General features: G+C 70.1%; 23 protein-coding genes. 8 read left to right on the forward strand and 15 right to left on the reverse strand.

Translation table 11 applies throughout. From position 1 onward, the window contains the following. The first annotated feature begins 42 nt into the window (after positions 1 to 42). Both IOD14_RS05140 and IOD14_RS05145 read left to right on the forward strand, forming a co-directional pair. Positions 43 to 1,599, forward strand: a complete 1,557-nt coding sequence (locus IOD14_RS05140; RefSeq protein WP_123991230.1) for an ABC transporter substrate-binding protein — start codon at positions 43 to 45, stop codon at positions 1,597 to 1,599. A gap of 122 nt (positions 1,600 to 1,721) precedes the next feature. Then, on the forward strand, positions 1,722 to 2,120 hold the full coding sequence (locus IOD14_RS05145; RefSeq protein ID WP_123991231.1) for an ATP-binding protein: 399 nt from the start codon (positions 1,722 to 1,724) through the stop codon (positions 2,118 to 2,120). Positions 2,121 to 2,138: 18 nt separating this feature from the next. Here the strand turns inward: IOD14_RS05145 and IOD14_RS05150 are convergent, their stop codons facing one another. Both IOD14_RS05150 and IOD14_RS05155 read right to left on the reverse strand, forming a co-directional pair. Next, a complete protein-coding gene (locus tag IOD14_RS05150; protein ID WP_123991232.1) occupies positions 2,139 to 3,593 on the reverse strand; it encodes a HAMP domain-containing sensor histidine kinase in 1,455 nt (484 codons plus the stop codon). Next, positions 3,590 to 4,291 (reverse strand): response regulator transcription factor, encoded by a 702-nt coding sequence (locus IOD14_RS05155; RefSeq protein ID WP_123991233.1) that lies wholly within the window; start codon positions 4,289 to 4,291, stop codon positions 3,590 to 3,592. Before IOD14_RS05155 ends, IOD14_RS05150 begins: the two co-directional genes overlap by 4 nt. A 167-nt stretch (positions 4,292 to 4,458) precedes the next feature. On the opposite strand from IOD14_RS05155, the gene IOD14_RS05160 reads away from it, so the two are divergent. Then, entirely contained in the window at positions 4,459 to 6,876 is a 2,418-nt protein-coding gene (locus tag IOD14_RS05160) for an MMPL family transporter (RefSeq protein ID WP_212673208.1), read from the forward strand. 6 nt (positions 6,877 to 6,882) lie between these two features. Here IOD14_RS05160 and IOD14_RS05165 read toward each other — a convergent pair whose 3' ends face one another. The 4 genes from IOD14_RS05165 to IOD14_RS05180 all read right to left on the reverse strand — a co-directional run bounded on the left by IOD14_RS05165 (position 6,883) and on the right by IOD14_RS05180 (position 9,066). Beyond that, complete coding sequence (locus IOD14_RS05165) at positions 6,883 to 7,620, reverse strand: TetR family transcriptional regulator (protein ID WP_123991234.1); 738 nt, start codon at positions 7,618 to 7,620, stop codon at positions 6,883 to 6,885. An 11-nt stretch (positions 7,621 to 7,631) separates the two neighbouring features. Continuing rightward, a complete protein-coding gene (locus IOD14_RS05170; RefSeq protein ID WP_212669752.1) occupies positions 7,632 to 8,144 on the reverse strand; it encodes a DCC1-like thiol-disulfide oxidoreductase family protein in 513 nt (170 codons plus the stop codon). Continuing rightward, entirely contained in the window at positions 8,141 to 8,536 is a 396-nt protein-coding gene (locus IOD14_RS05175; protein WP_123991236.1) for a hypothetical protein, read from the reverse strand. Before IOD14_RS05175 ends, IOD14_RS05170 begins: the two co-directional genes overlap by 4 nt. Before the next feature lie 119 nt (positions 8,537 to 8,655). Further along, positions 8,656 to 9,066 carry a VOC family protein gene (locus tag IOD14_RS05180; protein WP_123991237.1) on the reverse strand — a complete coding sequence of 137 codons (411 nt, stop codon included), beginning with the start codon at positions 9,064 to 9,066 and terminating at the stop codon, positions 8,656 to 8,658. A gap of 126 nt (positions 9,067 to 9,192) precedes the next feature. On the opposite strand from IOD14_RS05180, the gene IOD14_RS05185 reads away from it, so the two are divergent. The 4 genes from IOD14_RS05185 (at position 9,193) to IOD14_RS05200 (ending at position 13,324) form a co-directional block, all read left to right on the forward strand. Beyond that, positions 9,193 to 9,639: a TM2 domain-containing protein gene (locus IOD14_RS05185; protein WP_123991238.1), complete on the forward strand. Its 447-nt coding sequence runs from the start codon at positions 9,193 to 9,195 to the stop codon at positions 9,637 to 9,639. Next, positions 9,611 to 10,057, forward strand: coding sequence for a DUF2752 domain-containing protein (locus IOD14_RS05190; RefSeq protein WP_212669753.1), 447 nt, complete (start codon positions 9,611 to 9,613; stop codon positions 10,055 to 10,057). Before IOD14_RS05185 ends, IOD14_RS05190 begins: the two co-directional genes overlap by 29 nt. Before the next feature lie 409 nt (positions 10,058 to 10,466). Further along, on the forward strand, positions 10,467 to 10,859 hold the full coding sequence (locus tag IOD14_RS05195; RefSeq protein WP_123991239.1) for a hypothetical protein: 393 nt from the start codon (positions 10,467 to 10,469) through the stop codon (positions 10,857 to 10,859). Positions 10,860 to 10,861: 2 nt separating this feature from the next. Next, positions 10,862 to 13,324 (forward strand): DUF4132 domain-containing protein, encoded by a 2,463-nt coding sequence (locus tag IOD14_RS05200; protein ID WP_212669754.1) that lies wholly within the window; start codon positions 10,862 to 10,864, stop codon positions 13,322 to 13,324. A gap of 51 nt (positions 13,325 to 13,375) precedes the next feature. Here the strand turns inward: IOD14_RS05200 and IOD14_RS05205 are convergent, their stop codons facing one another. Then, on the reverse strand, positions 13,376 to 14,671 hold the full coding sequence (locus IOD14_RS05205; protein WP_249125837.1) for a M48 family metallopeptidase: 1,296 nt from the start codon (positions 14,669 to 14,671) through the stop codon (positions 13,376 to 13,378). Between the two features lie 92 nt (positions 14,672 to 14,763). Then, positions 14,764 to 15,549, reverse strand: a complete 786-nt coding sequence (locus IOD14_RS05210; protein ID WP_212669755.1) for a hypothetical protein — start codon at positions 15,547 to 15,549, stop codon at positions 14,764 to 14,766. 518 nt (positions 15,550 to 16,067) lie between these two features. On the opposite strand from IOD14_RS05210, the gene IOD14_RS05215 reads away from it, so the two are divergent. After that, positions 16,068 to 16,631: a hypothetical protein gene (locus IOD14_RS05215; protein ID WP_212669756.1), complete on the forward strand. Its 564-nt coding sequence runs from the start codon at positions 16,068 to 16,070 to the stop codon at positions 16,629 to 16,631. A gap of 9 nt (positions 16,632 to 16,640) precedes the next feature. Here IOD14_RS05215 and IOD14_RS05220 read toward each other — a convergent pair whose 3' ends face one another. The 7 genes from IOD14_RS05220 to IOD14_RS05250 form a co-directional block, all read right to left on the reverse strand. Next, a complete protein-coding gene (locus IOD14_RS05220; RefSeq protein WP_212669757.1) occupies positions 16,641 to 16,994 on the reverse strand; it encodes a hypothetical protein in 354 nt (117 codons plus the stop codon). Beyond that, complete coding sequence (locus tag IOD14_RS05225) at positions 16,991 to 17,611, reverse strand: hypothetical protein (protein ID WP_212669758.1); 621 nt, start codon at positions 17,609 to 17,611, stop codon at positions 16,991 to 16,993. The genes IOD14_RS05220 and IOD14_RS05225 overlap by 4 nt, the downstream gene beginning before the upstream one ends. Positions 17,612 to 17,783: 172 nt before the next feature. Then, the gene (locus IOD14_RS05230) at positions 17,784 to 18,563 is read right to left on the reverse strand and encodes a succinate dehydrogenase iron-sulfur subunit (protein ID WP_123991243.1); all 780 of its coding nucleotides are present in this window, start codon (positions 18,561 to 18,563) and stop codon (positions 17,784 to 17,786) included. After that, positions 18,563 to 20,317 carry a succinate dehydrogenase flavoprotein subunit gene (gene sdhA, locus IOD14_RS05235; RefSeq protein WP_123991244.1) on the reverse strand — a complete coding sequence of 585 codons (1,755 nt, stop codon included), beginning with the start codon at positions 20,315 to 20,317 and terminating at the stop codon, positions 18,563 to 18,565. Before sdhA ends, IOD14_RS05230 begins: the two co-directional genes overlap by 1 nt. Before the next feature lie 19 nt (positions 20,318 to 20,336). Next, complete coding sequence (locus IOD14_RS05240) at positions 20,337 to 20,819, reverse strand: succinate dehydrogenase hydrophobic membrane anchor subunit (RefSeq protein WP_037718879.1); 483 nt, start codon at positions 20,817 to 20,819, stop codon at positions 20,337 to 20,339. A gap of 5 nt (positions 20,820 to 20,824) precedes the next feature. Next, the gene (gene sdhC / locus IOD14_RS05245; RefSeq protein WP_112474795.1) at positions 20,825 to 21,205 is read right to left on the reverse strand and encodes a succinate dehydrogenase, cytochrome b556 subunit; all 381 of its coding nucleotides are present in this window, start codon (positions 21,203 to 21,205) and stop codon (positions 20,825 to 20,827) included. A gap of 190 nt (positions 21,206 to 21,395) precedes the next feature. After that, positions 21,396 to 21,917: a 2-oxo-4-hydroxy-4-carboxy-5-ureidoimidazoline decarboxylase gene (locus IOD14_RS05250; RefSeq protein WP_123991245.1), complete on the reverse strand. Its 522-nt coding sequence runs from the start codon at positions 21,915 to 21,917 to the stop codon at positions 21,396 to 21,398. Between the last annotated feature and the right edge of the window lie 141 nt (positions 21,918 to 22,058).

A 22,058-nucleotide genomic window follows, 5' to 3' on the forward strand; every position in this document is an offset into this window, starting at 1 on the left:
CATGTGCACTGGGACCCACAGGGGTCCGGGGAGGGCAAACCGATGCGGTCGGTTCGCATGCGGATTCTCGCGACGCTGCTCGTTCTGGGGGCCGTGGGAGTGGGGGGCTGGCAGTTGCTCCCGTCCGACGGGGAAACGGGTAGGACGATCAAGGTGGGGACGACGGACGAAGTCACCTCACTCGATCCCGCCGGCGCCTATGACGCCGGTTCGTGGGCGCTGTTCAACAACGTGTTCCAGTCGCTGCTGGCCTTCGAGCCGGGCAGTGTCACACCCGTGCCCGACGCGGCCGAGAGCTGTGCGTTCGTGGGCACTGATCTGCGCACCTACCGCTGCGTCCTGCGCGAGGGGATCACGTTCCCGAGCGGACGCGAGATGACCGCCAAGGACGTCAAGTACTCCTTCGACCGGGTCAAGAAGATCAACTCCGACGTCGGTCCTGCCGCCCTGCTGGACACCCTGGAGTCGGTCGGCGCCGGCGGCCGCACGGTCACCTTCAGGCTGTCCTCGCCCGACGCCACCTTCCCGTTCAAGGTGGCCACGGGTGCCGGCGCCATCGTCGACAGCACCAAGTACCCCGCCGCATCCCTGCGCACCGACAACGGCGTCGACGGCACCGGGCCGTACGAGCTGACGTCGTACACGAAGGGGAAGAAGGCGGTCCTCACGCCCAACGGCGACTACAAGGGCGAGATCACGGGCACCGGCCGCCCGGTCGAGCTCGAGTACTACGGCGACTCGAACAAGTTGAACAGCGCCTGGAAGTCCAAGCAGCTCGACGTCGCCTACCGCCAGCTGCCGCCGAACGTGCTGGCCGGACTCAACCCGAGCGACCCCGGCCAGCGTGTCTCGGAGGTCGACAGCTCCGAGATCCGCAACCTCTACCTCAACACCCGCGCGGGCAAGCCGCTGCACAACGTCAAGGTGCGTCGGGCCATGGCCTGGCTGATCAACCGCGAGCAGCTGGCCGCCTCGGTGTACGAGGGGACCGTCGACCCGCTCTACTCGCTGATCCCGGCCGGCATCACGGGCCACACCACGTCGTTCTTCGACGACTACCCGGAGCCCAGCGTCAGCAAGGCGCGCGCCCTGCTCACCGAGGCCGGTGTGACCACTCCGGTCAGCTTCACCTACGGCTACGGCCTGACCAGCGGTTCCGCCGCCGCGGAGGCCAAGGAGCTCAAGAAGCAGCTGGAGGCGAGCGGCCTGTTCAAGGTGACGCTCAAGGGTTACGAGTGGACCGACTTCCAGAAGCGCTGGGCGACCGGGAAGCTCGACGCCTACGCGGTCGGCTGGGTGGCCGACTACCCCGACCCGGACACCTACGGCTCCCCGCTGGTCGGCACCGACGGCACCATGAACACCGGTTACAGCAGCAACGAGGTCGACCATCTGATTCAGGACAGCCGGCGCTTCGCCGACCGCAACGAGGCCGAGCAGGACTTCCACGACCTCCAGGCGTCGGTCGCCCACGACGTCCCGGTCATCCCGCTGTGGCAGGCCAAGGACTACGTCGTGACCAGCGAGGACGTCGGTGGCGGCCAGTACCTCTCGGACGGCACCGGAGTCTTCCGGCTCTGGCGTCTGAACTGGATCTGAACCCGTCGCTATCGCGCCGTATCTGACGCATTTCCGTGAAACTGACATTCGCCCGAGTGGCGCCGGGCAGCCACTCAACGCAGCACCATGTGACGGAGGTGTGCGCGGGGTGAGGAGCAAACGTGCTGAGACGCAACTCCTTCCGGCTGCCCCGGCATCCGGCTTCCGTCGGTCTCGCCCGGCGCAGGGTCCGGGACCATCTGGCCGACTGGGGGCACGGACCGGACGATCCCGCGCTGGCCGACGCGATCCTGCTGGTGTCGGAACTGGCCACCAACGTGGTGCGCCACGGGCCGCTCCTGGAGCGGGAGTTCGAGGTCGCGGTGACCGCCCTCGCGGACGGCTCCTGCCTCATAGAGGTCTCCGACGAGGGCCGGCTGGAACCCCGGCTGCGGGTGGTCGGCGAGTTCGAGGAGACCGGCCGCGGACTGCATCTGGTGGAGAACATCGCTGCCGCGTGGGGCGTGTGGAGCCGGGGACGGCACGGTCAGACCGTCTGGGCCCTGGTGATGGCCCACTGAGCGGACGTACGCGTGAGGTCACCGCCCCTCGCACGCCCGCACCGGCAGCGTGACCGTCACCGCCAGCCCCTCGCCCGGGGCCGTGCGGACCGCCACCTCACCGCCGTGGGCCCGGACCACACCCTGCACGATCGCCAGACCGAGGCCGCTGCCCGCGCCGCCGCCCACCCTGAAGAACCGGTCGAAGACACGGGCCGCGTCGTCCGCGGGCAGCCCCGGACCCTCGTCCGCGACACACAGCCGTACGACCCCGTCCGCGCGCTCCACCCCCAGCCGCACCGGCACATCGGCGGGCGTGTGCGTGCGCACGTTGCCCACCAGGTTGCCCAGGACCTGTCTGAGCCCCGACTCGTCGGCCCGCACCAGCAGGGAGCCCTCGGCGGCGACCTCCACGGGACGGTCGGGCTGCTGCACCCGCAGGTCCTCGGCCGCGTCCCGCACCAGCCGGCTCAGGTCGACGTTCCTGAACCGCAGTTCGGGCTGCTGGTCGAGGCGGGCGAGGGTGAGCAGCTCGTCGACGAGCCGCCCCATCCGGTCGGTCTCGGCCAGGACTCGCGACCAGGCACGCTTGCGCTCGTCCGGGTCGGACAGCATGCCCTTGTCGTACAGCTGGAGATAGCCGCGTATCGCGGACAGCGGGGTGCGCAGTTCGTGCGAGGCGTCGGCCACGAAGCTGCGCAGCTGGGCCGCGCTGCGCTCGCGCGTGCGGTACGCCGACTCGACCTGGTGGAGCATGGAGTTGAGGGCGACCCGCAGCTGCTCGACCTCCAGGGTGGTCTTGCAGCTGGAGGGGATGCGCCGGGTCAGATCGCCCTCCGCGATCGCCGAGGAGGTCTCCACCATGTCCTCCAGCGGCCGCATCCGGCGCCGGACGCTGAACATCGTCAGACAGGCCAGCAGCGCGAGCAGCAGGCTCCCGATCGCGAGGTCGAGTTTGACGGCCTTGGCGACGCCCTGGTGCAGGACGTCGGTGGGCGCGGCGAGCAGGACGTAACTGCCGTCGCCGAGCCGGGCCGCGGTGGTGCGGTAGGCGGAGCCGTTCATGCTGACTTCGTGCGGTTCGGAGTCGGCGACCAGCGCGCGCGGGTCGCCCACCGCCTTCGCCAGGTCCCGCTGGGACTCGGTCGGGTCGAAGCCGAGGATGCCGACGGGTTCGCCCCGGCCGTCGACGGCCGCGAAGACGGTCTCCGGCGAGCGCTCCTCGTCCTCCGGCGCGGGCATGAGCCGGTCGCGGACGAAGCCCAGCATGCCCAGCGAGTCGATCTGCCGCAGGGTGAGTTGTGAACCGCCCAGGGAGTCGCGGGTCTTGATGAGTTGAGTGTCGATCTGGTCGAGCAGGTAGTACCGCATGCCCATCACGCTCACGGCGGTCGCCGCGACGATGCCGATCGCGAGCAGCACCACATTGGCCAACGTCAGCTTGCCGCGCAGGGAGTGGATGCCGTGCCGGTGACGAAGCGTGCGGAACCTCATGCGAGCCCGTATCCGACACCCCGCCGGGTGGTGATCACCGGCGGGCCCAGGGCGTCCAGCTTGCGCCGCAGATAGCTGATGTAGGTCTCGACGACGGTCGACTCGGGCGGGGTGTGCTCGTACTGCCAGACATGGCGCAGGAGTTGCTCCTTGGGGACGATCCGGCCGCCGTTGCGCACCAGGAAGCGCAGCAGTGCGTACTCGGTGGGGGTGAGCTGGACCGTGCGGCCGTCGCGGTGCACCGAGTACGTCGTCTCGTCCAGCTCCAGGTCGCCGTAGTGCAGCGGCGGGCGCTGCGGCAGGACGTCGGCAGGGCGGGTGCGGCGCAGGACCGCGGTGATCCTGGCGACGACCTCGTCGATGTTGAACGGCTTGGTGATGTAGTCGTCACCGAAGCCGAGGGCGCCGACGATCTCGGCGGGCGAGTCCCGCGCCGTGAGGAAGACCAGGGCCAGGTCGGGCCGCCGCTCGCGCAGTTCACGGCCGAGGGCCCGGCCGTCGCCGTCGGGCAGCATGACGTCGAGCAGGGCCGCGTCCGGGCGGGTCCGGTCGGTGAGCGCGAGCGCCTCACGGACGGAGCCCGCGACCATCACCTCGAACCGGTGGTAGCGCAGGGCGATGGCCAGGACGTCGGCGATGCTCTCCTCGTCCTCCACCACCAGCACGGTGCCCGGACTTCTCGTCTCTCCCCCAGTCATGCCCCCAGTATCGGCCGGGCCACTGACAGTCGGGCCGGTTCGCGCTTTGGAGTTCCTTGAGAGTCATGGGCATCTCGTGTCCACGCGCGCGTGCCGCAGCCAATCCTGTTGCCCAGGACCTGGGGGACCGACCGACGACCGACAGGGGAGTGTGGAGCGTGGCGGTATTGGCACGCTGGTGCTATCGGCACCGGCTGGTGGTCCTGTTGCTGTGGGTGGGGGCGTTGTTCGGGCTCGGCGCGGCGGGCACGTCCGCGGGCACGAACTACGCGGACGTGTTCTCGCTGCCCAACACGGACTCCAAGACGGCGTACGACCTGATGGCGAAGGCCTTCCCGGAGCGCGCGGGCGACACCGACACCGTGGTGTGGAAGGTCGACGAGGGCTCCGTACGGGACGACTCCGTACGGTCCCGGATCGAGCCCGTGCTGAAGGAGATCGGGGCGATGAAGGGCGTCGGCGAGGTCACCGACCCCTACGCGGCACAGGGCGGGGCGCAGGTCAGCAAGGACGGGCGGATCGCGTACGCCCAGGTCACCTTCGCCGAGCAGGCGAACGCCGTACCGAAGGACCTGGTGCAGGACGTCGTCGACGCGGCGGAGCACGCGCGCGGGGACGGCCTTCAGGTCGAACTGGGCGGACAGGCCATCACGCGCGTGCAGGAGCCGCCCACCGGCACCGCCGAGATCGTCGGCATCCTCGCGGCGGCCGTCGTGCTGTTCCTGGCCTTCGGCTCGCTCTTCGCGATGCTGCTGCCGATCCTGGTGGCCCTGTTCGGCGTGGGCACCGGCGTGTTCTCCACGACGCTGATCAGCCATGTCACCAACGTGCCCGAACTCGCCTCGCTGCTCTCCACTCTGATCGGCCTCGGCGTCGGCATCGACTACGCCCTGTTCATCGTGACCCGGCACCGCAAGGGCATCCAGCGCGGCCTGGACCCCGAGGAGGCGGCGGTCACCGCCCTCAACACCTCAGGGCGGGCGGTGCTGTTCGCGGGCGGCACGGTGTGCATCGCGCTGGCCGGCATGCTGGTGACCAACCTGCGCTTCCTGGACGGCGTGGTCATCGGCACCTCGCTGACCGTCGTCCTCAGCGTGCTCGCGGCCGTGACGCTGCTGCCCGCGCTCCTGGGCCTTCTGGGCCACCGGGTGCTCAGCCGCCGCCAGCGGCGCAGGCTGGCCGCGAGCGGCCCCGACACGGACCGCCCGAGCGGCCTCGCCGCCCGCTGGTCCGCGACCGTGGAACGCCGCCCGCGCGCGGTGGCCGTCCTCGCGGTCGCCGTGATGGCGCTGCTCGCCCTGCCGCTGCTGTCCCTGCGCCTCGGGACCGTCGACCAGGGCAACGACGAGGCCTCGTCGACCACCAGGAAGGCCTACGACCTGCTCGCCGAGGGCTTCGGTCCCGGCTTCAACGGCCCCCTCCAGGTCGTCGTGAACGGCGACGCGGGCGCGTCCCTGGTGACGGCGATCCGCGAGACGGACGGCGTGGCCCAGGCGGCCTCCGCGCCCCCCGCGGGCGGCATCACGGTCATCCAGGTCGTCCCGACGACCTCACCGCAGGCCAAGGAGACCGACGAACTCATCGACACCCTGCGCGACGAGGTGATCCCGCAGGCGGGCGTCCAAGCGCACGTGGGCGGCGTCACGGCGGTCTCCAAGGACTTCGCGTCGGTGACGGCGGACCGGCTGCCGTACTTCATCGCGACGATCATCGGCCTAGGCTTCCTGCTGCTCCTGATCGCGTTCCGCTCGATCGTGGTCCCGCTGACCGCGGCCCTCATGAACCTGATCGCGGCGGCGGCCTCCTTCGGTGTCCTGGTCGCGATCTTCCAGTGGGGCTGGGGCCTCGACCTGCTCGGACTCGGCAAGGAGGGCCCCATCGCGGCCTTCCTCCCGATCATCATGCTGTCGCTCCTGTTCGGCCTGTCCATGGACTACCAGGTGTTCCTGGTCAGCCGGATGCACGAGGAGTGGGTGCACACGAGGGACAACGCGCGCGCGGTGCGCGTGGGTCTTGCCGAGACCAGCAGGGTCATCAACTCCGCCGCTTTGATCATGGTCTGCGTGTTCCTGGCGTTCGTGCTCAGCGGCGACTACGGGGCCGCCATGGCGGGCGTCGGACTCGCTGCCGCGGTCGCCCTGGACGCCTTCATCCTGCGCACGGCCCTGGTACCGGCCGCGATGCATCTGCTCGGCAACGCCAACTGGTGGCTGCCCGCATGGCTGGAGAAGCGGCTGCCGCACCTGGCGGTGGAGCCGAAGGAGGAAGCGGCGGCGGCGCCCTCGGACAGGGCCCGCGCGGAGAGCGGCCCTGCATCGGCCGTCCACGGCTTCGTCCGTACGGTAGAAGGTGAGCCCGTGGAGGGCGCGGCCGTCACGCTGCTGTCGGGCGGGGGCCGTCAGCTGGACCGGGTGGAGTCATTGGCCGACGGCTCGTACATCGTCTCGGTCCCGGCGCCGGGGACGTATCTGCTGGCGGCCACGGCGCCCTCGTACGGCTCACGCGCGCGGCACGTCGTCGTGGGGGAGGGGCCGCTGGTGTACGACGTCGAGCTGGCCGAGGGCGAGGTCGACGCCGTCAACTGAGCTGAGCTACGCCTTCCTGCCGGGGTCCGGCATCGCCTTCGTCATCCCCGGCAGGAAGTCCGTGAACAGCTCGTGCACCTCCCGCACGAGCGGCCTGAGCACCCGGAACCGGGCCAGCGACACGCCCCTCGCGGTGAGCCGGGCACCTCGCTCCGCGAGCCGGTAGCTCCGCTCGCGGCCCTCCGTGCGGTCGAAGATCCAGTACAGGACGAGGCCCATCTGGGAGAGCCACAGCAACTCGGGCAGGATGTCCCGGAGTTCCTCGGGCACCTTGGTCCTCGTCGCGCCCCGCAGCACCTCCCGGTGCACCGAGATGGCCTCCACGCGCGCGTGCTCCGACTCGGGCGAGAAGGGGCTGAGCGGGCTGTCGGGGTCGGCGGCGTTCTTGAAGAACTGCACCGCGAACTCGTGGTACGGCTGCGCGATGTCCAGCCACACCTTCAGCACCCCCGCGAGCCGCGCCTCCAGGTCGTTCTCCTGGGCCAGGACCTCCCGGACCGCCACCTGGTGCTCGGCGGCGATCCGGTCGTAGAAACCCTGGATCAGGTGCTCCTTGCCCGCGAAGTAGTAGTAGGCGTTGCCGACGGAGACACCGGCCTCCTGAGCGATGGCCCGCATGGTGGTCTTGTCGTACCCCCGCTCCTGGAACAGCCGCATGGCCGTCTCCAGGATCAGCGCGCGAGTCTGCTCGGACTTGGTGGACGGCGCGGAGCCCTCTTCGGGGCCTTCGTTCTTGGCGGGCACAACAGGAGAGCCTAGCCAGTGGCGCAGGTGCCGTTGCCGCACCCCGGTGGAGTGTGGGTCCAGCCCAGACTCGGGTCGTACGACCACCCGTCCTTCCGCCGGTACACCCGCCCGCCCCACCCCGGCTCGCCCGGACGCGTCCCGCCCCACTGCGCCCCGCGCCACTTCGCCGCGGCGAGCACGGCTCCCCTGGCGAACCGCGCACCCGACGGGGTGCTGAAGCGATGCGCGAGTCCCCTGTGCTCGCGCAGCGCCCAGAGGGTGACGATCCAGGCGGCCGTGCCGCGGTAGACCTGTCCGGAGTCGCCGACCACGGTGATCTCGTCGAGCGTGGCGCCGTGGTCGAGCCCGGGGAAGCGCCGCCGGGCCTCCTCGGAGGCGGCCGACACCAGCTCGAGCGGCACCAGCTGCGGCTGCCGTACGAGCCAGTCGCGCAGGAAGGCGCACAGCGAGCACTCGGCGTCGTAGAGGACGGTGAGCCGGCGGACCGGGACCCGGTCCGCCGTGATGGCGTTCGCCGTCATGCCCGCACCCAGTCCTGCGGCGCGACCGGCGGCACCTGCTCACGCTCCATGGCACCCCGCCGCCGGATCCGGTTGAGGACGTACACGTTGGCCAGGTGCATCACTCCGAGCACCAGCAGCACCACGCCCAGCTTGGTCGACAGGGCCTCGAAGACACCGCGGGTGTCCTCGATGGTCCCGTCGCCGCTCAGGTAGAGCGCGACGAAACCGAGGTTCACGAGGTAGAAGCCGACCACCAGGAGGTGGTTGACGGCCTCGGCGAGCTTCTCGTTCCCGCGCAGCACGTCGGCGAGGAAGACCCGTCCGTTCCTGCTGAGCGTGCGGGCCACCCAGACGGTCAGGGCGATGCTGACGACGAGGTAGATGACGTAGGCGACGACCGTGCGGTCCATGCGCCTCCCCCTTCTTGAACGCGTTCAAAACGCTGACGGGAGAGACTCTAGACCTGCTTTTGAACGTGTTCAACTCGCCTGCGGAGAGGTGTGCGTCACGTTGCGCCGCGCACCTCGCCTCAGGCGCGCCGGGCGAGTTCCGGACGCTTGGTGTAGTCGGTGAACCCGAGGACGTTCCCCCAGGGGTCGGCGACCTCGACGGTCCAGCCGGTGGCCACGGAGAAGGGCTCGTCCAGCAGCTCGACACCGGCCGAGCGCAACTCCCGGGCGGCGGTCCTGGCGTCCGGCACCTCCAGCCACACGCGCGTGGCGGGCCACGGCGGCGGCCGGTGCCCGAGTCCCTCCTCCTGCCGGAGCAGGATCCCGGGCGTCTCCCCGCCGACCTTCAGCAGTGCGATCCCGGCCTCGTCGAGCCGGAACCCCACCGTGAAGCCCGCGCGCTCGTAGAAGGGGACGGCCTCGCCGAGGTCCCCGACGGGCAGCAGCACGTTGTCGAAACCGAGCAGTTCGTACGACTGGTCATCTGACATGTCGTCAGATTAAGCGGGAGGTGACGGAACGGGCTTCTGCGACGCGGTGTCCGTCGGGCATGATGACCGGGCGCATTGTCGTCTTTTCGCGGGTCCTCCCGCTTCGGCCCCCAGGAGCAGTCCCTCTTGAGCGAACAGCACGGTCACGACCACCACGGTCATGATCACCACCGCCACGAACAGCAGGCCGGCCCGCAGGACGAACCGCCGCAGGGATATCAGCAGCAGGGATTCCAGCAGCAGGGGTATCCGCCGCCGGGCTACCCACCCCCGGGCTACCCGCCGCCGGGCTACTACCCGCCCCCGGGGACCTACACAGGCGATCCCAACGCCCCCTACGGCTACGACCCGTACGGACGGCCGTACTCCGACAAGTCCAAGGTCATCGCGGGCATCCTCCAGCTCACCCTCGGCGGCTTCGGCGTCGGACGCTTCTACCTGGGCAACGTCGGGATGGGACTCGCGCAGCTCTTCACCTGCGGCGGCCTGGGCGTCTGGTCGCTGATCGACGGCATCCTCCTGCTCACCGGGAACGACCACACCGATGAACACGGCCGGATCCTCCGCAGCTAGGACGGAGGGGCCCGAACCCCCGGCGACCGTACGGCGCTCCCTCCTCCGCCACCCCGCGACGGCACCCTCGGCGGTGCTCGCCGCGGGCGCCGCCGGTGCCGCGTACCTCTACCGCACCGATCCGCACGAGCCCGGCCACGTGCTCCCGCAGTGCCCCTTCCGCCTCCTCACCGGCCTGCTCTGTCCGGCCTGCGGCGGCACCCGCATGGTGTACGACCTGATGCACGGCCACTTCGCCGAGGCCTGGCTGGACAACCGGGCCCTGCTGCTCGCGTCGCCGTATGCCCTCTTCCTGCTGGGCCGCTGGGCGTGGGAGGGTCTGCACGGCCGCCGCTGGCGCCCCACGCTGAGCCCCCGGGCACAGGTGGCCGTCCTCGCGGTCGCGGTGACGTGGACGGTGGCCCGCAACCTCGCCTAGCCGCCCCGGCCTCGGCTCGGCCACCGGCTCCAGTCCGGCCACCGGCTTCGGTCCGCCACCGGCGCCAGTTCGGCCACCCCAGCTCCGCTCCGCGCCACTCCGTCTCATGTCCGCCCACTCCGTCTACTGCCCGCTTACTCCGGGCCCGTCCTCCCACTCGGGGCGTCCGGCCCCCTCCGGGCACGTCCGGCCTCCCGGGCATCTCCGCCCTCCGGGCACGTCCGGTCCCCGGCACCTCCGCCCCCTCTCGGCACCTCCCCCCGGGCACCTCCGGCCCTCCGGCTACGCCCGGCCCCGGCCACCTCCGGCTCCCGGCCACGCCCGGCCCCCCGGGCACCTCCGCCCCCGAACACCCCTGATCGCACAGGCTCCAGCCCCGTTGTCAGTGGTGCCTCGTACTGTCGGCGGCATGGGAATCGTGATGTTCGTCGACGAGACGACAAGCGGGAGCCGTAGCGACGGCTGGGGGCTGGAGATCGCCGAGGAGCGGCTCGCCGTGCGCGAGTTGATCCGGCGCCGGGTTTTCCAGGAGGTCGCCGAGTACAACGCGCGCACACCCGCCGTCTTCCAGGGCCTGGTCCAGCCCGAGGACACCGAACGCGTGCTGAACGGCTACGCGTTGCGCACGCCCCGCCGCATAGACCCCGAGACCCAGACCGAGCTCGCCCTCAAGGCCTTCGCGGGCAACGGCTTCCTGGTCCTGGTCGGCGACCGCCAGGTCACCGAACTCGACGAGGAGATCGACCTGGTGCTCGGCACCGAGGTCACCTTCCTGAAGCTCGTCCCGCTGGTGGGTGGCTGACCATGGGCCACGTCCAGAGATACAAGGACCTGATCCGGCAGCGGACCGCCGACGGCGACCTCGAGGAACTCGCCGTCGACCTGCTCAAGGCCGCGGTCACCAACAAGGGCAACTGGACCGGGCTGTGGGACGGCGTGCTGGCCAGGCTGCTCGAACTGCCCCCTGAGGCGCGGGCGCGGGTCGCCGACGGCCTCGTCACCCAGTACCACTCGGAGCAGGCCGGCCCGAACGCACGGGAGAACGCGCTGATCCTGCTGGGCATCGTCTCCCGCGGCCTGCCGCCCCACGACCGCCTGACCGCGGAGCGCCTGTCCCTGCTCGACAAGATCTCCCGCCAGCACTCGTTCTGGTACGGCGCCCGTTACGAGAACCTCATCGAGGCCGAGCTGGCCGCGGGCCGCCCCATCGCGCCCGCCGTCGTCGCCACCGTCCGCCGTTCCGTCCTCCACGCCTACCAGAACGAGGACCTGCCGAGGACGGCGAAGAAGCTGACCGAGCCACCCCTCAACGTCGGTGAGCAGTGGGCCGAAGCGGCCCTGCGGGAGACCGGCACCGCCTGGCGGGAACTGCTCGCGCACACGGCGACCGCCACCGCCGCCAAGCCCTCCGCCAAGTGGGACCAGCAGGCTTCCGCCCTCGTCGGTCCGCTCGGCGCCGACCATGTCCGCGAGACCGTCCTCCCCTGGCTCGCCCTCGCCGGCCGCCCCCGCACCTTCGAACTCGAACGCGGCCCGTACGAACCGGACATCAACAGCGCCTACGACCCCTACAACGCGAACGCCCTGAGGGGCCTCGCCTGGCTGCTCTCCCTCCTCCCGCCGCACCCCGACACCGCCCGCGCCCTCGGCGCCCTCGTCGAGACCTCCCTCAAGAAGGTCGCCGGCCTCGGCCCCCGCAACCCGAAGGTCGCCAACGCGGGCGTCAACGCCCTGGCCCGCATCGACAGCGAGGCCGCCCTCGCCGAACTCGCCCGCCTGGCCACCCGGGTGACGTACAAGAACACCGCCAAGCTGCTGGACGCGGCCCTGGAGACCCGCGCCGTCGCCCTCGGCCTCAGCCGTGAGGAGATCGAGGAACTGGCCGTGCCGGCGTACGGCCTGACCGAGGTCGGACGCGCGGAGCGCCGGCTCGGCGAGGCCACCGCCCTCCTCGAGGTCCAGGGCTCCAGAGCCGTGTTGACCTGGACGAGCGCGAGCGGCAAGCCGGTCAGGAGCGTGCCCGCGGCCGTACGACGGGACCAGGCGGAGGAGCTGAAGGAGCTCAAGGCGGCCGTCAAGGACATCGACAAGATGCTCTCCGCCCAGAGCGAGCGTCTGGACCGGCAGTTCCTGGCCGACCGCACCTGGTCCTACGCCATCTGGCGCGAGCGCTACCTCGACCACCCCCTGGTCGGCACCCTCGCCCGCCGCCTGCTGTGGACGGTCGACGGCACGACCTCCGGTTACGCCGAGGGCTCCCTGCGCACCCTCACGGACGAACCCCTCACCGAAGGCACCGAGGTCCGCCTGTGGCACCCGGTGGACCACAGCCCCGCCGAGATCGTCGCCTGGCGCGACTGGCTGGAACGCCACGGCATCACCCAGCCGTTCAAGCAGGCCCACCGGGAGGTCTACCTGCTGACGGACGCCGAGCGCACCACCGGCACCTACTCCAACCGCTTCGCGGCCCACGTCCTGCGCCAGCACCAGTTCCACTCCCTGGCGGCGGCGCGCGGCTGGCGCAACAAACTCCGACTGGCCGTCGACGACGAGGCGCCGCCGCCCTCCCGCGACCTCCCCAGGTGGGGCCTGCGGGCCGAGTACTGGATCGAGGGCGACGGCGGCGCGGACTACTCGGACATCACCGACTCCGGCACCTTCCTGCGCCTGCGCACCGACCAGGTCCGCTTCTATCCGATCGACGCCCCGGAGAACTCGGCACACTGCGCCGGCGGTGAGTACCACATGTGGCTGCGCGACGGCGCGGACCCGGTGGACCCCCTGCCCCTGACGGACATCCCGCCCCTGGTCCTGTCCGAAGTCCTGCGGGACGTCGACCTGTTCGTCGGCGTGGCCAGCATCGGAAACGACCCGACCTGGCAGGACGGCGGCCCCGGCGGCCGCTTCCAGGAGTACTGGACCTCGTACGGCTTCGGAGAGCTCAACCAGAGCGCCGAGACCCGCCGTCTCCTCCTGGACCGTCTGATCCCGAGGCTCGCGATAGCCGACCGCTGCACCCTGGAGGGACGCTTCCTCCACGTCAAGGGCGACCGGCACACGTACAAGATCCACCTCGGCTCGGGCAACATCCTGCGCACGCCGAACGACCAGTACCTGTGCATCGTCCCGAAGTCCAACCCGGCCACCCCGCAGTCCGGTTACCTCCCCTACGAGGGCGACCGCATGCTCGCGGTCATCCTCAGCAAGGCGATGATGCTGGCGGCCGACACGAAGATCACGGACCCGACGATCCTGAGCCAGCTGTGACCGCCGAAGCGGGCAAGCACGCGACGGTCGAAAGGCACGCGAGGGAGGCCGTCACAGGTTCCCGTAACCGTCCCTGACCACTTCCCGGGCCAGCGTCCCGCGGAGGTGCGCCAGTTCACCCGCGATGCGCTCGGTCCGGACGGCGTCCGCCGTCACCGCGGCGGGCACCGGGGCGCGGCCCAGCAGCAGTCGGCGGCGCAGATGGGTCGGAGGGTGGCTGGCGTCGACGCTGTGCCCGCGCAGTTCCCCGACCCTGCGCAGGCGTTCGAACTCGGACTGCGGGACGGAGTCCAGATGGGCGGCGAGCGCCTCCCACAGGCCGTCGGCGTTCCGCTGCCCGCCCCGGCCCGTGCCGCGCAGCCTGCGGTTGTTGGTCTCGCGGAGCAGGGTGGTGACGATCGAGTCGGTGATCATGAGCCGGTCCATCAGACCGACCGCGCCCTCGGTGGACCCGGCGCGGGCCGCCGCCGTGTCCGCGAGGTACTCACCGCGCTGGGCGGCCCGCGCGGTCAGCAGGTCGAGCAGCGCCATGACCCCGGTGATCAGCAGGCGGAGCGGGACACAGGCCAGGTTGGTGATGGCCTGGATCACGTTCGGGTTCGGCATCGGCCGGACGTAATAGAGCCAGGTGTTCAGCGATCTGAAGGCGGTGCCCACGACCATTCCGTGGCGGGTGTCGCCGTTGGTGAAGTGACCGAGCTCGTGCCCGAGGAGCGCGATCCGCTGCTGCGGGCTCAGCACCTCCCACAGTGGAAGACCCAGCGTCAGGAGCCTTTTCCGCAGCCCCAGATGGCTCACGCTCGCGTTGGCGTCGACATCGACGACGACGGCGTCCACGCCCCGGGTGCCCATGGCGGCGGCGACCTCGTCGACCAGCGCGTACAGCTCGGGCGCGTCCGCGCGCAGCAGGACGCGGTCGTCGTCGGACAGCCGGTTCAGCCGCGGCCGCAGCGACCAGGCCAGCGCCAGCAGGAACAGCCCGAACACCATACCGAGCCCGCCCCAGCCACGGATCACACCCAGCAGGCCGATCGCGGCCAGGACGAGGGTCAGGCCGTGCACGGCGAGCGCCATCGCGTAGGCGAGCAGCCCGGAGACGGTCCTCCCGGTCCGCCGGCCTCCGTCCCCGGTGCTCGACTCGGCGCTCAGCTCGTCGAACAGCCGCCCGCCGTACCGCTGCGCGATCCGGCGACGCGCCCCCTCCAGCCCGCGCTTTCGGTCTCCGGGCCCTTGCGGATCCACGTTCCAGTCGCAGGCCGCGCACCACGTGGTGAACCGTCGGTCCGAACGGATCTCCACCCCGCACTGGGGGCACGACGACACGATCTCCTCTTCAGCGGTACGCACCGCTGCCTCCCCGAGTTCCCGGCCCCTCCCCAGGGCCGCTCATCATGACCGCGGCAGTGGATCACGTGGTGCGCCGGGGCGCAATGCCGGGCTCAGCCGCCGGTTCCGCAGCCGCCCACGCGCCGGGTGCTGAGCGCGATGTCGTCCATGCGGATGTCGTACGACGACGGTGTCGGGTTCGCCTGGTAGAGCTGCCAGCCCAGCTTCAGCTTGTCGAAGGTCGGGAAGACGAAGTCGTCCGCGGTGCCCCCGTGGTCCTTCGTGGACACCGTCAGGTCGCTGTGCTCCACGCCGTCCAGATAGACCGTGACGCGGTTGTCGCGGGCGTCGAGGTGGAACTCGACGCACTGCCACGCCCCGGCGACGGCCGGCGAGGAGGTCTTCCAGGAGGTCCAGTCCCCGGTGGTCCCGAGATCCGACCCCACGCCCCAGAAGTTGCCGTGGTCGGTCGGCGCGAACTGCCCGCCGAGCGGCCGCACCAGGGTCGGGGAGTCCTTCCCCGACGCCTCGGCGATGGTCCAGTGGGCCCAGTCGGGCGCGGTGGGAAACCCACCGACCCGCAGCCGCACCCGCCCCCAGAAGCTGTTGCCGGGCGGGGAGAGCTCGTCGAACACGAGAAAGGCCCGCCCGTTGCCCTCGGTGCGGATACGCAGTTCCCGCCCGTGCCCCTTGGCGTCGGGTACGACGGTCAGCGTGCCGTTCGCCGAGTCGGTGCTCCAGCCACGCCCCTGGGTGACGGGGCCGAGGGGGAGCCGGTCAAAGTTCTCCCGGGCGAGCGTTCCGTGGGGAGTGGGGGTTGCGGAGGCAGTGGGGGGTATCGCGAGCAACGCGGCCGCGGCAACTGAGAGCGCGGCGGCGGCTTTTCTCTTGAGTGCCATGGGACCAGTCTGCGCCCGGAGTCCCCCAAGTCACAGCAGTCACATAGGACTTGACCAGTGCCGACCACTCGCATGTCCTGATCGCACTGTGGACCCTCCCTCCAATCAGCTTGACACGGCGCTTCATACTGAACAGCGCTCAGAGGCGGATGGGGAGGGCGAGCTTCGTGCGACGGGTGCTGTCGGTGCATTTCGCGCCGTGCGCGCTGTTTGTCGCGGGAGTGCTCGCGTTGGTGCGAGCAGGCAGCTTCTCGGGCCGGAGTGACTGGGGCGCCGTGTGGCCGGAGCGGCCCGCGGCAGTGTTCGGAGTGGTCGTGACGGTCGTCGCCGGAGCGTCGCTGCTAGGTCTGTTGTTGCAGCCGTTCCAGGTGCGAGCAGTGCGGGTCCTCGAGGGCTACTGGGACCGCTGGCCGGTCACTGCGGGGCTGGCCGGTGCGCTGACGCGTGTCCAGCGCCACCGTTGGCGGGGATTGCGGCAGCGGGCGCAAGGGACAGCGAGCGGTGACCGACACCGGCGCGTGCGTGACGATGCCCTGCGCCGCCTCTCCGCCCGCCCGCCGGGCGACCTCCTGCTGCCCACGGCGCTGGGCAACGCTCTGCGGGCCGGGGAGCTGACTGCCGGAGAGCGCTACGGCCTGACCACCCTGCCCTCCTGGCCCCGCATCTACCTCCAGGTGTCCGACCGCATGGCTGAGGTCCTCCGCTCGGCCCGCGACGCACTCGACACGGCGGTCAACCTGTGCTGGTCCCTGCTCGCGCTGACCGTGACCGGCGCGGCGGCTCTGTACGACGAGCCGACCCGCTGGTGGCTGTGCGGCACCGGTCTGCTGCTGGCGGCGGTCGCGTACAAGGGTGCGGTGACGACGGCGCAGGGATACTCGGGGCTCATGCACGTCGCGTACGACCTGCACCGCTTCGACCTGCTGGAGGCGCTGCACCTTCCGCTGCCTGCGGACGGGGAGAGCGAGGAGGAGATCTTCTCCGACGTGTCGGACCTGTTTGCCGGGGTCCGGAGGGAGGGCCGTGCGTACGAGCATCCGGACGCGCGGCGCGAGCGCAGGGGCGGACCCACGCAGACGTGAGTCCGCCGTTCAGCCTGGGGGGCGGTTGCCCCGGGCGCGGGCCCTGTCCAGCTCCCCCCTGGCGTGCAGGAGCTGGTGCCACGCGTCCCTGCCTTCGTCGTCGTGGCCTTCGCACGACGCGTGCACCGCGGGCGGTACATCGGAGAAGGGACAGCCGACCTGCTTGTGCTTGACGTTGTGCTCGGCGAGATAGGCGTCGATGGCGGCCGGACCCTCCTGGAGTGCCTTCTTCCAAGCGTTCAGGAGGGACACCCTGCGTGGCACGATGGACCGTCCCTGTACCAGTCCGAGTTCTGCCTGGCAGTATCCGCACTTGATCGAGTGGGGTTGATAGCCGGGGAGCACCATGGCGTGCATGGTCATTCGGGGCCTCCTTGCCCGACGGGTGTGGCTCGTTCGTCGACGGCGCGTTTGAGCTTCTCCTGCCAGTAGATCTCCCCGATGGCGCAGAGCAGGACGATGAACGCCGCACCCCATCGCCACCAGCGCTGGTCGCTCGCGGGCCCGGGGGCCAGCGCCGCGGCGACACCGAACGCGAGCAGCACAGTGCCCTTGTTGAACAGGCTGTTGGCCCGGTTGTTGTATTTCGTCCAGGTGCGGAAGTCGTTGTACTGCTCGATCCGTAGCTCCGCCAGAGTCTGCTCGTCGGGGTCCTCAAGCCGATGCCAGTCGTAGACGTCCTGCCCTGAGTAGAGGAACTTCCGTGCGTGATAGGCCAGTTGGATGCTGAAGATCAGGGCCATCGCCGAGAGCACGAGAGCGAGGAGAGTCGGGCCGGACAGCAGGAACAGCTTTTCCTTGACCCCTGCCACTACTCCGGCCAGGCCGAGGGCGGCGGCCGCCAGCAGGGGAGCGGCGACGAACTGGGCCTCCTTGGAGCCGTGTCCGTACCCCAGCGGGGTCGGGCGCTGCCAGGTGGGCGGTGCCAGGCTGTCCAACGGCAGGCCGTCCGGTTCCGGGTCGTCCGGTGGTGTCCCCACGAGCCCCCGCCCTCTTGAACCGACTCGACCAACCGCCTTGCCCTGCCCCCTGTCCCGAAAGGAGTGTGACGCCGGAAAGTGCCCTCTGGCAGGAGCGGGAACCGGACAAAAACGCCAGAGGGCCCTGTTCCCGAAGTGACGGAAACAGGGCCCTGAGGCTATTCGGAGAAGATCAGAAACGCCGAGTGATCAGCGCTCGCTTCACTTCCTGGATCGCCTTCGTGACCTCGATGCCGCGCGGGCAGGCGTCCGTGCAGTTGAAGGTCGTGCGGCAGCGCCACACGCCGTCGCGGTCGTTGAGGATCTCCAGGCGCTGCTCGCCCGCCTCGTCACGCGAGTCGAAGATGAAGCGGTGCGCGTTGACGATGGCCGCCGGGCCGAAGTACTGGCCGTCGTTCCAGAAGACCGGGCACGAGGAGGTGCAGGCCGCGCAGAGGATGCACTTCGTGGTGTCGTCGAAGCGCTCGCGGTCCTCGGCCGTCTGCAGACGCTCGCGCGTCGGCTCGTTCGTGTCCTTCGTGATCAGGAAGGGCATCACGTCGCGGTACGCCTGGAAGAACGGCTCCATGTCGACCACGAGGTCCTTCAGGACCGTCAGGCCCTTGATGGGCTCGACCGTGATCGGCTTCGACGGGTTGATGTCCTTGATCAGCGTCTTGCACGCCAGACGGTTCTTGCCGTTGATCCGCATGGCGTCCGAGCCGCAGATGCCGTGCGCGCAGGAGCGGCGGAAGGTCAGCGAGCCGTCCAGGTCCCACTTGATCTTGTGCAGGGCGTCGAGGACACGTTCCTTCGGGTCGATCTCCAGCTGGAAGTCTTCCCAGGTGGCCTCGGCCGAGACCTCCGAGTTGAAGCGGCGAACGCGGAAGGTGACCGTGATGTACGGGGAGTCGGCGAAACCGGGCTCGGGCTCGCCGGCCGCGTCCTTCTTGTCCAGAACAGGGGTTGCCATCAGTACTTACGCTCCATCGGCTGGTAGCGGGTCTGGACGACCGGCTTGTAGTCGAGACGGATCGACTCGGCGCCGTCGTCGCCCACCTCGCGGTACGCCATGGTGTGGCGCATGAAGTTGACGTCGTCGCGGTTCGGGTAGTCCTCGCGGTAGTGACCGCCGCGGGACTCCTTGCGGGCCAGCGCGGAGACCGCCATGACCTCGGCGAGGTCCAGCAGGTTGCCGAGCTCGATCGCCTCCAGCAGGTCCGTGTTGAAACGACGGCCCTTGTCCTGGATCGAGACGTTCTTGTAGCGCTCGCGCAGCTCCGCGATCTTCTCGACCGCCGTCTTGATCGTCTGCTCGGTGCGGAACACCATGACGTTGGCGTCCATGGTCTCCTGCAGCTCGCGGCGGAGCACCGACACACGCTCGGTGCCCGTGGACGAGCGCAGCGCCTCGACCTGGCCGACCACCAGCTCCGCCGGGTTCTCCGGCAGCTCGACGTAGTCCGCCTTCTGGCTGTACTCCGCCGCCGCGATGCCGGCCCGCTTGCCGAACACGTTGATGTCCAGCAGCGAGTTCGTGCCCAGACGGTTCGCTCCGTGCACCGAGACGCACGCGACCTCGCCGGCCGCGTACAGGCCGGGGACGACGGTGGTGTTGTCCGCCAGGACCTCACCCTCGACGTTCGTCGGGATGCCGCCCATCGCGTAGTGCGCGGTGGGCTGGATCGGGATCGGGTCCGTGTACGGCTCGATACCCAGGTACGTCCGCGCGAACTCCGTGATGTCGGGCAGCTTGGCGTCCAGCTGCTCCGGCGGGAGGTGCGTGAGGTCGAGGTAGACGTGGTCGCCCTCGGGACCGCAGCCGCGGCCCTCACGGATCTCCGTGTAGATGGAGCGGGACACGACGTCACGGGACGCGAGGTCCTTCATGACCGGCGCGTACTTCTCCATGAAGCGCTCGCCGTCCTTGTTGCGGAGGATGCCGCCCTCACCGCGGGCGCCCTCCGTCAGCAGGATGCCCATGCGCCAGATGCCGGTCGGGTGGAACTGGAAGAACTCCATGTCCTCCAGCGGCAGCCCGCGACGGTAGACGGCGGCCTGGCCGTCACCGGTCAGCGTGTGCGCGTTCGACGTCACCTTGAAGAACTTGCCGCAGCCGCCGGACGCGTAGATCACGGCCTTCGCCTGGAAGACGTGGATCTCGCCGGTCGCCAGCTCGTAGGCGACGACACCGGCCGACCGCTTCACGCCGTCGACCTCGGTGATCAGCTGGTCCAGGACGTAGAACTCGTTGAAGAACTCCACGCCCTCCTTGACGCAGTTCTGGTACAGCGTCTGGAGGATCATGTGGCCGGTGCGGTCCGCGGCGTAGCAGGACCGGCGGACCGGGGCCTCGCCGTGGTTGCGCGAGTGACCGCCGAAGCGGCGCTGGTCGATCGTGCCGTTCGGGGTGCGGTTGAACGGCAGGCCCATCTTCTCCAGGTCGAGGACCGAGTCGATGGCCTCCTTCGCCAGGATCTCGGCGGCGTCCTGGTCGACCAGGTAATCACCGCCCTTGACCGTGTCGAAGGTGTGCCACTCCCAGTTGTCCTCCTCCACGTTGGCGAGCGCGGCGGCCATGCCGCCCTGCGCGGCGCCCGTGTGGGAGCGGGTGGGGTAGAGCTTGGTCAGGACCGCGGTGCGGCTGCGCTTCGTCGACTCGATGGCCGCGCGCATGCCCGCGCCACCGGCGCCGACGATGACGGTGTCGTACTTGTGGATCTTCATGATTCTCGCAGCCCCGTGCCTAGCGGATGTTCGGGTCGAAGGTGAAGATCACCAGCGTGCCCAGCAGGATGGTGAACACCGTGGCGGTGTAGAGCAGGCCCTTGAGCCACAGCCGGGTGTTCGGGCGCTCCGCGTAGTCGTTGATGATCGTGCGCAGGCCGTTGGCGCCGTGCAGCATCGCGAGCCACAGCATCATCAGGTCCCAGACCTGCCAGAACGGGGACGCCCAGCGGCCCGCGACGAACGCGAAACCGATCTTCGAGACACCGCCGTCCAGCACCAGCTGGATCAGCAGGTGGCCGATGACCAGGACGACCAGCACGACACCGGACAGGCGCATGAACAGCCATGCGGCCATCTCGAAGTTGCCACGGGTCGAGCGAGGGGTCTTCTTCGTGCGCTTGCGCGGGGCCTCGATGAGGGGCGCCGGGTTGTCGACGCCGTAGCCGGAGTCGCCCTCCACGGGGCCGATGCCGGAAGCGGTGGTTTCAGTGGTCGCCATCGGTATCAGCTCCCGAAGAGTTCACGAGCGGCGTGGCCGAGGACGGGGTAGATCGCCCCGATCATGAGCACGACCCACAGGCCCACGACGGTCCAGAGCATCTGCTTCTGGTAGCGCGGGCCCTTCGACCAGAAGTCGACGGCGATGACGCGCAGGCCGTTGAGCGCGTGGAAGAGGATGGCGGCCACCAGGCCGTACTCCAGGCACGCGACGAGCGGGGTCTTGTACGTGGCTACGACCTTGTCGTAGTCCTCGGGGGAGACACGGACGAGAGCGGTGTCCAGCACGTGAACGAACAGGAAGAAGAAGATGAGGACGCCGGTGACTCGGTGAGCCACCCAGGACCACATTCCTTCCCGGCCGCGGTACAGCGTTCCAGCCGGCACGGAAGTCCCTCCGGGAGCGGGGTATCGGGGCCAGCCGGCTTGTGCTGTCGGTCGGGCCCGGCCGGGTACGGTCCACCGGCCCCCAGCATCGTAGCGATGCGCTGCCGCTGGGCTTAGCCGGGGCCTACCTGTGTGATCAAAGTGGCATGCAGATGGCGGAACTGGGAGGCTAATGGGGTGGTCTGTCCCGCTATGCGCCCTGCGGCCCCGCGCCCCTCAGGCACGACACCAGACGTCCTCTGGCCAGTCGGCGGAGTTCCTCCGCCGCCACGACCCGTTCGTCCTCGGGATCGTTTGTCAATCGTGACCGGATGCCTGCCAGCACATGGTCCAGCGCCTCGTCGGCGGGCAGGCCGTCCAGGCAGATCACGAAGGCGTGGCCGAAGCGGGCCTCGTAGGCCGCGTGGGCCGCGCCCATGGCCATGTGGGCCGCCGAGTACGCCCCCTCCGGCAGCACGGGGAGCGTCTCGGCCGCGAGGGCCTCGGAGAGATCCGAGGCGGTCAGGTCGTACGCCGCCTCGTCCGCGGCCGCGAGCAGCGCGTCCACGGTCGGATAGGGGCGGTGGGTCACGACCCGCTCCGCCCAGCGGAGGCTGCCCAGACAGCCCAGGAGCAGGGGCCGCGCCTCGTCGGCGGGCGCGATGTTGAAGGCGTCCAGGACGGTCGGCAGGGACGGTATGGCCAGTCGGCCGGGAGAATGTGTGGGCGTCACGTGTGTTTCGGCAGAGGAAGCTGTGAGCGGTGTGACGTCACGTTATCGAGTGTGGACATGACCTGTCCGACGGATGCCCGGATTTCACCCTCACGGGAGAGTTTCGGAACCCCCTGTGGACGCGTGCCCCTCTCCCGAGGC

The organism is Streptomyces sp. A2-16, assembly GCF_018128905.1.
Classification (GTDB): Bacteria; Actinomycetota; Actinomycetes; order Streptomycetales; family Streptomycetaceae; genus Streptomyces.